Below are 15,365 nucleotides of genomic sequence, written 5' to 3'. Positions count from 1 at the left end.
GCCGACTGCACTGAGTTTCAGAGCAACCGGCTTTTGATTTAACTTTTCATGTTTCAGTCAAACTATTTATTAGAGTTCAGTCCACTTTGCGTATATGGTACGTGTAGTGTTTCCGTTTATGACAAATTGCCCGAAATCATAAGGAACGGTCAAACCTGAATTTTTGTACCATCCTTCGAACACAAATCCTGGCTTTGTCGGAGGTTCAGGTACTTTGACTAAATTTTTGCTACCGAGAATCTGAGTCTCTACTGCTGAACCACCATTAGTCTCGAAATTCACCGTGTAAATCTGACTCCACATTGCAATCAAGTTAAAGTTCCCTGTCACCGGTGTTTCGAAATCGTAAGGAATTTTAGTTGTAAAATCCTTAGTCCATCCGTAGATTATATTCCCTGGGTATGGTGGAAGTTCAGATGGATCAGGTGCATGAACCACATCGCCCTCTATCACGATCTTCGGAAGCGGTGGGGTAGAGTCAACACCTGCAATGAACTTTATCGTGAACAGAGCCTTCCACTTTACATACAACGTCATGTTCGCCGTCACCGGAGTTGCAAAGTCATACACGGTGGTCAACCCTTCATCGCTATACCAACCACCAAACACATAGCCTTCCCGCACCGGTTCGGCAGGAGTCGCAACTAAACTGCCTTCGACCACGGTCTTCGGATCGACTACTGGTGCCCCTCCCTTAAGATCGAAGTTTACTGTGAATAAAGGTGTCCATTTTGCATACAACGTAACGTTTGTCGTCACTGGCGATGCAAAATTGTAGGCATCCGTTAAACCTTCATCGCTATACCAACCACCGAATACATAGCCTGCCTGCGTTGGGGATGCAGGTGTCGTGGCCTTGGCATTGTACTCCATCTGTTGGGTATTAACTGTCGAACCACCTTTACTATCAAAGCTTACCGTGAACATAGGCACCCACTTCGCATACAGCGTAATAGGAGCTACGACTTGACTGCCGAAGTTGTATGCGTTCGTCAAGATTGTATCGGTATACCAACCTTTAAATACGTAACCCTCCTTCGTTGGCGTTGAAGGAACCTTGGCCGCTTCTTTATAATTCACGGATTGACTGCTCACCTTCGTGCCCTCACTCATAAAATCCACTTCATAAGCGTTTATTTTAAACATGGCGTGCAATTCGAAGCTCTCACTGACCGGTTTCGTAAAATCATATGCCCTGCTTGTGTTTCCTTTCGGGCTCCAGTACAGGAATGTATAACCCTCTCTTGGTTTTGGAGCAAATTCCTCTGCTACGCCCCCTTCTTTCACCTGCTGATCTGTTATCGCAGTGCCATCGTAGAAACGCACTCGATACTCATTTTTCTGAGCAATTGTCCATTTTGCATACAGTGTAATATTGCCTTTCATGATTTCGGTCGTGAAGTTATAGCCTTTAGTCAAACCTGCATCGCTAAACCAACCTCCGAACACATATCCTGCTCTTGTTGGCGATTTTGGTGCTACGGCTTTCTCTCCCCCGTAAACCGTCTGGTCAGGCACCATTGATCCCTCATTACTGTCGAAGCTAATCGTGTAACTGCTCATCCATTTCGCATACAGTGTAGTCGGGCTCACCACTGGCATCGCAAAATTGTAAGGCTTCGTCAACGCACTGTCGCTGTACCAACCTCCAAATGTATAATCTTTCCGGTTTGGAGGCTCTGGTTCACTTGCCGTTGCGCCATAATCCAACATTTGATCAGGCACTTCTTCCGCTCCGCCATTACTATTGAAGCTGACGGTGTATTGTTCAATGTCCCACTTCGCCGTATACTCGACATCCTGCGCAGGCATCGTTGCTTGAGGGACAGGCGACCATCCTTTGAATTGATGGCCTTGCCAGATCGGATCACCAATATGGATTGAAGTCGTTGATCCATACGGTACGTTTTCGACTACCTTTTTAGGTGTGCTTTGATCTTTATAATCCATTGTCAGCTTATACATATTACGCTTGTAGTACACTCTTAGGATCGTTGTACCGTTGCCCGCAATGTTGGCTTCCAGCACAGTACCCGGAAACGCTGTGTCTACAGTGAATCCTTCGTAAGACTTGATGGATTCGACAGGCAGTGTTGCCTTTGTATCGGTTGTACCGTAACGCGTTTCCGTATCTGCAACCGTATACGTTGGTTGTCCAATATCTTGCTTCAGGTATACGACTTTGTAAGGCATGTCATCCTTGGCTGTCCACTTTGCCGTAAAAGTCGTAGACTCTGTCGGCATCGTAACTGGCATGTACGGTGACCATCCTGCAAATTTATACCCCTGTCTTGATGGGACCGGAATTCGACTTACGATATTCGTATAGATCAAGTCGGTAATTTGTTTTTCTAAAGCACCCTCATAACCTAAGTTGAAAGTCACCGTCTTACTGATTGGCTTAAAGTAAACGTTCAAAATCGTTGAACCGTCTCCCTTAATAATCCCTTGTGTCGTACCTTCCATATAACCACGATCCTTGTATCGGTCAGTGGTGATACGAGCAAGTTCATTCGTTGTGCCTGACTGCATTTCCCAATCTGCAAGCGTTGGCGATTTACCACCATTTGGATCCATCAAATAATAATTAACTCTATACGGTGTATCGGTGTTCACTTTCCAATGTGCATACAGGTAGGATAAACCCGCAGGCATCCGATTCGGGATGTCTACTTTGGTACCACCAACTCTAGCCGTATACCACCCATCGAACGTGTATCCTGGATTTTTAGGAATTTTGTTTTTCACCGTGAGTACTGCATTAAAGGCCGCCGTTACGGTCTCGGTTGGTTCTCCATTCGTTGGATTGAATTGAATCGAAATGTCACCATCTTTATTCTTGATCCAGTTCAATGGAATGGTACGCTTGATCGCAGTGGGCTTGAATGATAGAGGTGCTGCCTTCCAAGTAATTACCAGCATTCCTGTACTTGATTGTTTTCTCCAGTCTTTCACACTAATCTGTTTCTTCTCCGGGTTATAGATGAAATCGCCGCTAATTTGAATGTCAAAATGCGAAATATCAAATATTTCCTGGATGTCCATACCTGTTTTCAGATCGAAACCTTTCATCTTGAGCCATGATTGTGGCAAATCTATAATGCTGGCCCCGTCAGGTCCTCCCCTAAAGATCACACCAAGCTCATCATCCTGCGGGTATGCAAAGTCCTCGATGCTTTCTTGCATGCCCGCTGTATATAGTGGCCATGTATTCTCATATAGTGGAAGGCTATCTTCTAGCATCCCATCACCCAATTGAGCACCTATTTCAACTTCCAAATAAATTCCAATTTCTATAAACAAGGCACCTAACGTTTTGCTGGTCTGTACCCCGCTCACATTCTTCAACTGATAGTAGAAAAACCCCCATAGATTAACATACACCCCGGGTTCGACTGCGAGCCCGATGCTGTTCAAATCAACACTACCAATCCCTGCTTTGAGCTCCATATGAATACCGGCTCGTAAGCCTATTGTACCCATGACATAGAAGGTAAACTGGTAGTCCCCGTCCCCCGGCAAGCTTACCGTATTGCTCGATCCGCTAAAACTTAATATGCGCAAAGTCACCGAGTAACGCTTGGCGCTTTTATAATAGAAATCCGCTCCAATGGACAGATTCACTTGAGCGCTGACAACAAACTCTGCTTCGAATTTGACTTCGATGATTCCGTAAGCCACTCGCTTGCTTTTTTCAATGAGCGTCTTCTTGATTAGCGTTACCCATTCCGTTTCATCCTCCAGCATCTCTTGATACTGTTCCTTCAGCTTCTCTTCATCTAAAGAAGAATCGTCACCTTGACCATCCATGATAGCTTTAATCTCGGTTGCGATATCTCGTACTTGACCTAACTTGCCGGAAGTCTTGGCATCCAACCAATTGTCTAATGCCGCTTCTAACTTATCCACTTCGACAAAACCTATCTCTGCGGTAATATTGATGCCGGTATAGCTATAAGCATCGAGATTCGCTGTGATCACATAATCATCAATGCTATACCAATACGGAATCCCCCACGCTGTCAGCCAGTGTCCTTGCATATCGCCATTAATACCCAGATCCAGTGCGATCTCTTGAACAAAAGCACCTGTCATATGAATGACGAGATCATTATCTTCACTAGCATCTATGACAATATCAGCACTCACTTGCAAGGTTGCGCTCACCCCGGAGCTCCGGCCGCTAATATGTTTCAACTGTGTGCCTAGCGACGCAACAACTTCCAGATTTTCCACGCTTACCCGACTATTTTTGCTGGAAGAGGACTGAGCTTTAATCTTCTGGATGCCCTTCAGTTCTTCCGTTTCCATTGCCAAATTGGAAAGATAATCTGCGGCTTTATTGACGAATCCACTGGCGGTTGCTTGCTGTTCGATCTGCTTTTCAAGTTGTGCAATTTGTTTGTCCGATAACAGATCATCACCGTCAATGGCCTGCTTCTGATAGATGTTGAAAGCATTCTCGATGTCTTTAATCGTAACATCCTTATAAGTGATAATATCCATCTCTGCTACAGGTGTTATCGATGTAATGCGCCCATAATGAGTAACCCCGGAACCTTCTGCGGCGAATTCACCTTCATAAAATCCTATAAAGTCGCCCACATCCACGGTGGTTAGCTCGTTTAATCCAAAAGGTTTGTACAGGCTGTCACTATAATTCATATCGGTGTGTTTGATTGTAATGGAGTTGTTGTCTGGATCACCATCTGTATCCGCCTCTGTGCTAACCGGCAATACATCTGGTCTGAACACCACTTGATCGGCACTGGCCCGTCCGTAAGTATAGGTCGATCCATTCACCGCTGTAATTTGGATGTAGGCTACATCCCCGTTATCCGCATCAGTCGTATTGACTGTACGCTTATCCGGGCGAATACCTTGATAGATTGCGACGGTATCACCAACCTGAATCGAGGTACTGCCGTCATACTTAAACGTACCTCCGCTTGCATTCGCTTTTCCAAGCGAATTCCCGCTACCGCCTACTATTGTAGTGATTACTGGAATTGCGGGTGAACCCACCTCTGCACCGTTCAGCATCATATCCGTGACTTCTTGGAAGTCCAGATAGATCATATTCGCATTAAGCGGAACGTTCATGGCTTCTTGCTTGGCAACACTAAACACATAGATGCTTGTGGTTGCGTCTTGGCCCTGGAAGGACAAGTTCTCATTCGTCAACGTCAGCTGATACGTGTTACCTTCAACAAATTTGCCATCTTCAGCAGCGGAAGCGACGGTGAAAAGACCGTTGCCTCCCGTGACTTTTACTCCTGCAAAATCGGGATTCGCTGTGTCAATGAATGTCAGTCCAGCTTGGACATCCGTTGCTGACAAATTGCCCGAAGCATCTTGTAGCGTGATAGTGAAGTCCGGCTCGACATTCAAAACAGAGTAACTCGGCGTGCGCTGTACAGCATTTTCCACGCTATCTGTATATTTTGCATACAGCTTGGTATCTGCAGTTACCGTGCTTCCTTCCGCAAAGATAGACGAGAGATCACTTTCGGTAAACCAGCCTTGGAAAATGTAACCTTCCTTGATCGGGACAGGCAGGTTCGTTAGCTTTTCGTTGCCGCGGACCTTCTGTGCTTTAACTGCCGTACCTCCGTTGCTATCGAAAGTAAGTGTATACGTCTTATTATCCGTTCCGCCGGTTCCTCCTGGCGTTTCACCACCATTGTTGCCTCCAGGTGTTCCAACACCATTGTTGTCATTAGGTGTTCCTCCACCTCCTCCGCCACTGCCACTGTTGTTTCCTCCAGGGCTTGGCGTTGAATTCGGATTTGGCGTCACCGTTGGTGTTGATTCCGGAGTCGGTGTTACTGTCGGCGTTGGTGTAGGGGTGACCGTCGATGGATTCTGACTTCTCCACGCCTCCACGACCGCATTGTTGCGCATGAACAGAACCGCCGCTTCCGCGCGGGACGCTTGCACACGTGGGTTAAAATTGCCTTTTTCATCACCCGTGAACACGCCCGCTTGCCACAGCTTCACAACGGCTTCCACTGCCCAAGTCGAAATGTTAGCGAGATCGGCGGGTTTTGTCGTGATTGGATTGCCTGTCTGATAAGGAATCTTTTCACTTTCCAAAAACCGCAACGTCATTGTTGCCATCTGTTCTCGGGATACGGTGGCATTCGGCGAGTATTTACCTGCGCCTGTACCGTCGGTAATGCCTTTGTGTACTGCCCATTCAATATATGGCGTATACCAACTACCTACCTGAACATCGGCAAAACTCGAAGTCGTATACGCCCCTGTATCTACTCCGGCCATCCGTCCGAGTGCCGTAACATACATGGCACGTGTCATCGTGCCTTTAGGCGAGAAGGTGCTGGTGGTCGTACCACTAAATATGCCCTTCTCCTGTACCTGGGTGATTGCATCGTAGAACCAGTCTGTTGGACTCACATCCTGGAATTCACTAGATTTGGTTACTGTTGTCTGCTGCATCGGCAGGTCAGCTGCTGCTGCAGACTGCTCCGGCAATACAGGAATAGCAGACATGACTAAGCTGATGACCAGCAACCACAACATGATCCGGGAGCTTACCTTCCACCCCTGTCTTTGTACTTTCTTCACTTTCACTCATCCCTTCTATGTATAGATCAGACTAAAAAAACACTGAGGAGTCCCTCCATCGCAAACTTGCAATACTCTACCGCTGTCTAACCGCTCTCTGACCAAGCAACTCAACATGTACAATCGAAGTGGGAACCAGTAGCCCAGATGTGGGCCACTGATTTCCTGCAATTCACATGTGCTAGGATGTGGGGATCAAGCGGGGGTAACCTTTACATAACATGGCATTGTCCAAGCTACAGCGTTCATCACGTTCGGGACACCAGTACCCATTCGAGCACCCGAGCTGAGGGGCTTTCGGTTACTTTAAGATACGGGCGTCCTCTAGAATCACTGGAAACCGCAGGAACGGCAGGAGTCTTGCATATTACGAGTGGAGTGCTTCCAAGCGAGTCAGCATGGATTCCCTAAAGCTACTAACTCTATGGATTGAAGTTGTTAAGCCACCTTTCTTCTCCTTCGAATGGTGACCACCACACTGGCGAATCATGTCGTTTTTTCTTCCGTATTTTAGCATGCGAAATGGGAGCTTTGGTGGATTGTAAAGAAAACTTTAAGTTAAAGTTAGGTTCAGTAAAGTATTGGGGTAAACTGCTATGCGAATCGGTATGGCGAGGAGATTTCGGTCTTCTAGGAACAGCTTGCAAAAGAGAACATATGAGATATAAAAAAATAGCGATGTGGGGTTCACCACCCTCACACCGCTATTTTTTTATGATTTCTATCTTGGTTTTAGGCCGTCACTCCGCATTTGAAAGGATATAAAGTGTTGTACTCAAAATCATGTTACATGAGTTCAGCGTAATGGAGACAACGGATGAATCTTCAATGAAAACTTTTTGCTGCTAGACACATATAATGTTTCCATTAAAAAATGGATGAATTATTTAGTGAATTATTTAGTGAATTATCTGAGTGATAATCCATCTATGTAATATTTCAGTATTTCTATAAATGCAGAGGGGTTAATCCCCTCTCTTCATTACTGGCACTGAATCTTCTTCGCCAATATGAGATGTCTCAATGACTACAATAGAGATTCCATTCTCTTCCTCCGATTCAAAATATCCTCCATCAAATTGATCGATCTGCCCCCATTTTTCAGCACCAAATATCTCGGACAAGAACGAATGGTGCCTTGTTCCAGAGTTCGACGTTAAATATGCAAATAGTCCCGACATTCCTCCCGGATTGGACACATGGCTTCTAGGTTCGGAATGAATTCCGCTGTTTATACGTCTGAAATTTTTACCAGTGGACTTTTCCATAAGAGTCCAGATTAATCGGGACCAATCCAATCTCTGCATAGAAGCTTTCCTCCCGAAAAACGCCTTCCCTTCTTTGAAACTTAAAAGTTTAAATACAACCTGTGATAAACTCTGTTCAGGAATTAAAGTATTAGCGACCTCTGAAGTCGAGTATACACAAGAGAAAGGTCCCATATATTGATGATCATCCACCAGCAGATACTGAGCTCCCCGGTGCGCTTTCTTGGGTTTGACATCTATATTAATGCCACGTATGCGTGGCTTTACGAAATCAAAATTCGGCCAATGTCTATAAAGTAACCATTGATGATCGTCTTTTTTTATCTCTACTGTAACATCGTCCAGCATTTTTGCCTGAAGCAGCAATGCCGTGCGTCTGCTCTTTCCCTTCCTAGGGTGATGCACATGCACAATAAGCAAATCACCTATTTCCGGATTGGTCCCGGATAACTTATGACTAACAATAGGCCGCCCATGGCAAAAAATCGATACCACAGAAGTGGCAATACCGTAAGGGGCTAAGATACTCTTCCATTCCGCTGCCATTTCAGGAATTCCATAAGAAGTCAGACTAGCAATATAATCTGGCTCTTGCGGCTTTAATACGGAACTACGAGTGTGATGATGAGAATGTGCAAATGCCTTCAAAGTGGAACGATAGAGTTCTTTCTTGTTATCTTCAATAATTTGCAAATATGTATTCCAATTAGACATTATACTTCTCCTCTTTCTTATGTGAAGTCTAGGTGAGTACATAACCCCCCTCTAGTTTTGAATATCCTTCACTACGCATATCTAAAAAAACTGGAATACTAAAGCTGACCCTCCTGCTACGCGCTTGACGCTTGATTTAAACAACGTCTATTAAAGTTGTTCTAAAGATATGATTTTTTCCAGTCCCGAAGAAATTGAATCTTTATAGTTTAGAATTCTTGAGCAATCGTTATAGATTTTATCAGCAATATGCTTTTTTTCTGAAGAAACAAATAACTCTTCAAGTCCCATAAATTGCGTGCTACTTGCGGAAGCCACAATTGTGATTTGGGCTGCTAGTTCTAGTGGGAAGAGTAAATTACTCTTATGTAGCCTCTCGAGTATTACCTCATGATTTTTTATATTCTTATCGAACCATTCCACATAATTCTGTTCATCTTCTTGGTGATATTCTCTGACTTTATAAAATCAGCAAATGTAAATAAATAATCCAGACTCTCAAAGATGTTGTAGCGGAGTTCGAATATAGCTAGTTTTGTTGTTTTTGTTGCGAACGATGCTCAATACCTGCAATTTGAATTGTGATTGTAAGTGTTAACACACCTAATATAATCGTTGCTATTACGCCAATTGCTTCCCAATCTGGCACTGTGCTTTTTTGATGGTTGGTCGAAACCCTAGCCTAAAAAGAATGATTGCGATAACACCAATCAAGCTCATAGCATATAATATGTAAGTTTTAAATTTAGATAGCATCTCTTTTTATCCCCATTTCTTTATCTCCATCTTCGATCCAATTCCCAGAAATAAGAATTTATAGACACTCTATACTTCCATATCTTAATATATTCAAATAAACTTGTATCACATGATTTTCATTTTAGCACGGTAAAATTCAATTGGAAATAACAAACAAAAAGAGGTGCAAGAAGCCACAGGCTCTGCCACCTCCCTGTACCCTTTTTCCATCTCCAATACTAGCTAAGTTCTTCACTCAACCTTCCCTTAATGCATTTAAATGATCTACATATTTTGAAGGCGCGACTCATCATATCTCATTTACTGCTAATGAACTAGCCTCCATCCCTTCTAACGAACATCTGAAGCCCTTACACGAGCACCATTTTTTCGTTGCCTGCACTTCCACTGACGAAAACGAACGAAGACATATCTGTTTTAGCCTGTTCGAAGGCTTCTCATAGAGCTTTCTCTTCTTTTTCACGACCAAAAAGAGTCTGAGGAAGTCGAAACTGGCTTGAATTATCTGCTTTTGCGATCTGGAAAGAAGTCACTGTTCCCTTTTCCTGAAATTGCACCGCTTCAAATCACTAGTAATCCATAAGCACTCTGATAACGTTCTTACGGATTCTTGGACAATACCTTCATACTGATAGCTTCATGAGAGCCATCTAGATCTGGACACCATTCGTGGAAAGGTTTGGGTACAACAGTAAGGTGCACATGTATCCATTCTTCTAAATTTTGTGTCTAGAACGGCAGACTACCTGACAGCATCTCATAAAAGATCATACCTAGAGCATACAAATCACTACGCATATCTGCCATATGATTGATTCTGCCCATTTGTTCGGGAGACATATAGATGTAATCCGTCAGTTGCGGATCTGCGAGAATAGCAACTTCTCTATTGAGTTGACTTTGAACATTCGCCAGATTTAAATTTCCAAATAACTCCTTTTTTTCTTATGAGCATGATGTAACAACTCCATTCAGTGCTATTGCTACAGATAAGAAAGAACCACCTTCCATTGAGGCACATTTCATCATTTCTTTAAATGAGTAACTTCTGTAAATATCATCCCAGTTTCTTCTCCGATCTGTACGCAGTGCTTCCCGTTAATCTATCATTTTTTGGAATGACCATGTCAAAAATTCATCGTCGAATTGTCAAGACACCACTAAAGGCCTAATCCTCCTGCAAAATGAGAAAAAGTTCTTAGTCGATATGATCTCTAAGTGCTTGTTACCTGCAAAACATATTGATATCATCCAATGCTGAATCAGCATGTCCTCTAACCAATGAACTCTCATCTTCTAATGCATCATGGATAAGTGGAAGAATCAACTGTTTATTCACTGCTCCATGTATTCTTGCGATATGGCCAAAACAAAGAATGGCTATTCCTCTTATATTTTCATTTTTATGCCGAGTATATGGCACCATCAGTTCTTGTACGAACTCTCCATCATCCGCATTTAATGCTAGAGATAACAAGCCATTTACGATTGTTTTAGGGTTATCGGAGTTGATTCGGTTTATAATCTCTTGATTCTTCTCTATGCAGCTGCTGTAACGTTCTACTCTTTCATGAACTATATCATCTAGTTCCTTTTCGAAGGAGACAATTTCCTGCCATATTTGCTGGACAGATTTATTATCTGCGGTTCTAAGCTTTTCAAATGCATGAATTAATCTTTTCTTTGTTTGAACTTCTTTATCCGTTTGCTTTAAAATGGTTTGTTTATCTCTATACATGATGTAGTGTTTTTTGAAGTTCTCACGGGCCTCCGCAAGTGAATAGTCTTGATTGGGTCCGCCCCAAACTTCATCTGCATGCGAATCATCTTGCCCATCGTCTTCCCAGTCACATAAACAACATATCTCCCAACCTTGTCTTTCCTCCAGTGTGGGATAGCCACAACAAGGGCAATTAAATCTGTTCATATTGGTAGCTCCTTTTGATATCACCTATCACTATAATTGTTCGAGAGCCTTAATTAAAATGTTACAAGCCCCGTCCATACTCCTCATTGGCGCCGCGGATTGACCGATCCAAAAATGTGATATGGCGTTATCCCCTTTGTAAATAAGCTATCAATCAGTCCGACCAACTCTTCTGACGATAGATCTTTGCCGTTTCGTATCCAAAGGCGAAACATAGATATTAATGTTGATATGTAAAACTCAATGATATATGGCGCTAAAGCATCATCGGATGGAAAATCCACAATCAATTGTTCAAAGGGAATTTCCCTTTTTAGCCGTTCCACAAAATGAACAGAGCCATAGTCGCCCAAGAGAGCTTTCAGAATTGCAATGTCCTCTGCATTTTCCAAGCACTGAAGTGCATCTTGGAAAGTATGTGTAGAGAACTCTCTGCCTGCCATTTCCTCGTTAATGGAATTCAAAATACGTTCTTCAACCCGGTCCAACAAGTCATAGATATCTGTAAAGTATTGATAAAATGTACTGCGGTTATATCCTGATTGGTTAGCAATCTCTTGAATGGATATTTTTTCGATTGGTTTCCGGCTATATAAATCGCAGAATACATTTACAAACGTCTGCCTTGTTTTGTCCGTGATTTCAGGTTGCTTATGCATGATTTCCCTCCATTTTCTGTTCAATCTGTTCAACCCATGATACGACAGATATTAAAAATCTGATGGTTGATGACCATATAATGAATCCATAAAATAACATTATACAACACGTTGTTGGATCATCAACAAGAGCTAAAATATATTTTTAGGGAGGCAATATGAGAATTTTATTCTTTGGTAGAGGTTTAATATCCACCCAATATGCTTGGGCTTTGGAAAAGGCAGGGCATACCGTTGAGTTCTATGTTAGGAAAGGGAGAAAAGCAACCTTCGGAGGCTATATTGAGCTTGAAATGTGGGACGCACGAAGGGGGAAACAGTTCATAAAGGAAAGCTGGAACGTTCAACTTCATGAGGAGATACATCCAAATTATGATCTCATTATTGTAAGTGTCAGTACGGAACAACTTCCAGAGGTAGCACAATTACTGTCGACTGTTACAGGAAACACCCCTGTCCTCATATTCAATAATATTTGGCAAGATTTGAAATCAGCTATCTCACCCTTGGTTATGAACAATGTTGTCTTTGGCTTCCCAGGAGCAGGAGGCGGCATCACGGACAATAGGCTTAGAGGTGGCTTTTTTAAAATGATATTTCTTGAAAAACCACGGGCAGGGACGGAACAAATAAACAACATGGTCAAGGAACTATTTGAAAGTGCCCATTTTAAAATTAGTTGGATAAAGGATATGCAAAATTGGCTATGGAATCACTTTGCCATGAATGCTGCTATGGAAGCCGAAGTGTTGAGACGGGGAAGTTTTCCAGCACTCCTGAATCATCGTGACTCATTCGCCAATGTAGGAAAAAATATGAGGGAAATTGCACCTGTACTTAGAGCAAGAGGTGCGAAGATTGATATGATTTCTCTACTGCTGACTAAAATTCCACCACCACTTCTCAGTATGCTTTTTAACAAGGTTATCTTTGCAAAGGGCAGCTTAGCACGACTTTCCATTGAATACAACAATACCAAAGCAGGTTTTTCAGTAATTGAAGTTGTGAAAGAAGCCAAAAAATTAGGGATATCTTTACCCCGTCTTACTGCAACTCTTGAAAACAATCAACGACACAACGTTATTGACAACTGATCCATCCAACGAACAGAAGCCACAACCAATACTTCGCGCTAAACATATTATTTTGGTAAAAACAACAATGGCCCGAACGCTAGAAGCTTCGGGCCAGGCAACTATTTAATAAGGTACATGCGGCTCATTTCTAGCAATATTAGATGTGTTTTTACCTTACCTGAAAGCCTTTAACATTAAAAACAATTGATTATGAAAACGCACTTCATTCGTATAGATTTTTTTAATTAAACCAATGCACTTATCTATGATTTCCCCAGTGAACTTTTGGGACATGATAGCTTTATTCGAATAGATCCTTACTGTCTTCCAGTCTTGAATAATTTGGTCCAATAACGGGTCAAGTGTATGTTTTGCATGGATATGATCCATGTTGTACTTATAGAGCGTATTTAACCTGTATTTCTCAGAACATTTTCTATAAATCGTACTGCTCAGTGTTTCTATAATCGTTTCATTTTTTATAATGAGCTCATAATTTTCTGCGAGCAACAGTATATTATTCAAACTTTCCGTTATTTCATTTTGATACCTACACATATTTTCTACGAATGTATTGATGGTTGTGTCTGCTGACTTCTTATTGTCCAAGATCTCATGATTACCGGGGGGCACTAGCGCATATTCCCAAAAGTAGTCTGGCATCTTTACGTGTTCCGAAGTCATGCATGACGATTTAAATTCTGAAAATGGCAGAGAATATTGTCTATATTCCGTAATATCATCAACCGTATATATTTCCTCGTTCATAACATTGAAGCCATAGACAAAAACAGGGTGCAGTCCATGTTTTTTGTTATAGTAAAAGTCTCTCCCGCGTTGATAAAATAAATCAATAAATATGGAAATCGGATGACCACTAGAAATAGAGCTTATGATCTCATCTTGTAACGTATCTAGTGCAGGAGATTTTTTACGAATAGAGATCCCCATCGCCTCAAGGATCTGATCTCCCTCCTCAAGATCCAACACTTCTAACTTGAAATATCCTCTTGTTTGTATTTTTTGTTCATTAAATCTATAAATACTAATGACATTATTCAAAATCGGCAACTCATCTTTTTTGAAATATTTGGCTAGCGTTAACCACAAATTGTAGCCGCAATTAAAATAAGGAAAATTATGATGCGGAAACATTTTTGTCATGCCGTCGAAGGGCTGGAAGGTGTCCAGGGAAATAATCTCTTCCATACAATATTTCTCCTATACTAGGACGTGTCTTGAAACCTACTGAAGTGCATCTTTTACCGCCTTTTCGCCCCCTGCTACGTCACTTTCCCTTGACGTGCCCCGGCACGCCTGCGGAAAACTTCCTGGCTTGGAACGAAAATTCAGCAAAATCTGCCGCCTTCAGAGTTTTCAGACACGTCCAAAATTATTGTTGATATTACAGCTCTATCCCCTCTTAACAAGGTTCATCATACGGTATTGCCGCGTTCCAACCTTCATCTCTTCATATTTCTTCGAGCCGGGCAATGCGATGAAATCATGAATATCTCCAATATTCGTGCTCGCTTTGGCGTTGCTCGCAATCCCTTGTGTGCCAGTACGCTGCTTCGCACTCTCATCACAGGATAGAAGAACATTCGAAGTCACATCCTGATTACGGATTACAGACAGGCCTGCTTCCTCTAACAGTCTGATGTTCTGCGCTACCTGATCTCCCAGCATCAACTCCGTATACAGAAATACGCCGCCAACTCTCATGATCCGGTACACCTCTTCATAGAATCGTGATCGGTTCGGATAGGCATGTGCGGATTCTATATTTAACACCACATCGAAGCTTTCGTCCGCAAACGGTATATTCTCCGCATCGCCGACGAGATAGAAAGATTCCCCCCCTCGGGATTTGGCATTGCAATAGGCTATATTCGCCGGGCAGATGTCGAGACCGACAATAGACAGCGGCTTGAAATATTTAGACAGAGCTGCTATGTTCCCTCCCCTGCCGCATCCGATGTCGATCACCTGCCGCTCCCGAATCTCCGTTCTGCCCACTGTCTCAAGTAGCAGCTTAACTGAGTTTCTATTCCATGCATCGCCCGGCTCGATCACTGCATATTGCTCACTCCCGCACGGGACGTAACCATAGTTTAAAAAGGTGGCGAATCGGCCTATACCGGACAGCGCAAGGGATTGCGAAATCTCGCTATAATCCCGAATTTCAGCCTCTTTCCGGTTCCATTCGGAAGGGTGGGTAACCTGTTCACGCTGGTCAAGCATCGATACATAACGATCATCGATCGTATATACTGCGTTGCAGTTGCAGCATTGCAGCAACGCCTCCGACTGGACAAGCCCCCCCTTACAGCTGGAGCATACCAACTTTGCATGCAGATGCTGTATCATGACG

At 42.9% G+C, this 15,365-nt stretch carries 8 protein-coding genes; 1 reads left to right on the top strand and 7 read right to left on the bottom strand.

Annotated features, from left to right (window positions below; all coding sequences use genetic code 11):
* Nucleotides 1–69: 69 nt before the first annotated feature.
* The 5 genes from MKY23_RS04020 to MKY23_RS04000 form a co-directional block, all read right to left on the bottom strand.
* The gene (locus MKY23_RS04020) at nt 70–6,588 is read right to left on the bottom strand and encodes an InlB B-repeat-containing protein (protein WP_339835472.1); all 6,519 of its coding nucleotides are present in this window, start codon (nt 6,586–6,588) and stop codon (nt 70–72) included.
* Nucleotides 6,589–7,553: 965 nt separating this feature from the next.
* The gene (locus MKY23_RS04015) at nt 7,554–8,570 is read right to left on the bottom strand and encodes a hypothetical protein (RefSeq protein ID WP_154985782.1); all 1,017 of its coding nucleotides are present in this window, start codon (nt 8,568–8,570) and stop codon (nt 7,554–7,556) included.
* 150 nt (nt 8,571–8,720) lie between these two features.
* Nucleotides 8,721–8,993 (bottom strand): hypothetical protein, encoded by a 273-nt coding sequence (locus MKY23_RS04010; protein WP_339835465.1) that lies wholly within the window; start codon nt 8,991–8,993, stop codon nt 8,721–8,723.
* A gap of 1,561 nt (nt 8,994–10,554) precedes the next feature.
* Nucleotides 10,555–11,256, bottom strand: a complete 702-nt coding sequence (locus MKY23_RS04005; protein ID WP_339835461.1) for a CPCC family cysteine-rich protein — start codon at nt 11,254–11,256, stop codon at nt 10,555–10,557.
* A gap of 83 nt (nt 11,257–11,339) precedes the next feature.
* The gene (locus tag MKY23_RS04000; RefSeq protein WP_339835458.1) at nt 11,340–11,915 is read right to left on the bottom strand and encodes a TetR/AcrR family transcriptional regulator; all 576 of its coding nucleotides are present in this window, start codon (nt 11,913–11,915) and stop codon (nt 11,340–11,342) included.
* Between the two features lie 158 nt (nt 11,916–12,073).
* Here MKY23_RS04000 and MKY23_RS03995 point away from each other — a divergent pair, with 158 nt between their 5' ends.
* Nucleotides 12,074–13,009: a 2-dehydropantoate 2-reductase N-terminal domain-containing protein gene (locus tag MKY23_RS03995; RefSeq protein ID WP_339835455.1), complete on the top strand. Its 936-nt coding sequence runs from the start codon at nt 12,074–12,076 to the stop codon at nt 13,007–13,009.
* A 156-nt stretch (nt 13,010–13,165) separates the two neighbouring features.
* On the opposite strand, the gene MKY23_RS03990 is transcribed toward MKY23_RS03995, so the two are convergent.
* Nucleotides 13,166–14,200, bottom strand: coding sequence for a hypothetical protein (locus tag MKY23_RS03990; protein WP_339835452.1), 1,035 nt, complete (start codon nt 14,198–14,200; stop codon nt 13,166–13,168).
* A 204-nt stretch (nt 14,201–14,404) separates the two neighbouring features.
* Nucleotides 14,405–15,361 (bottom strand): class I SAM-dependent methyltransferase, encoded by a 957-nt coding sequence (locus MKY23_RS03985; protein ID WP_339835449.1) that lies wholly within the window; start codon nt 15,359–15,361, stop codon nt 14,405–14,407.
* Nucleotides 15,362–15,365: the final 4 nt, after the last annotated feature.

The sequence above is a fragment of the Paenibacillus sp. FSL R7-0272 genome (assembly GCF_037969905.1).
In the GTDB taxonomy this organism is placed as follows: domain Bacteria; phylum Bacillota; class Bacilli; order Paenibacillales; family Paenibacillaceae; genus Paenibacillus; species Paenibacillus polysaccharolyticus.
Note: the sequence above shows the minus strand (reverse complement) of the source record. Positions and strands in the feature narration are given on the sequence as shown.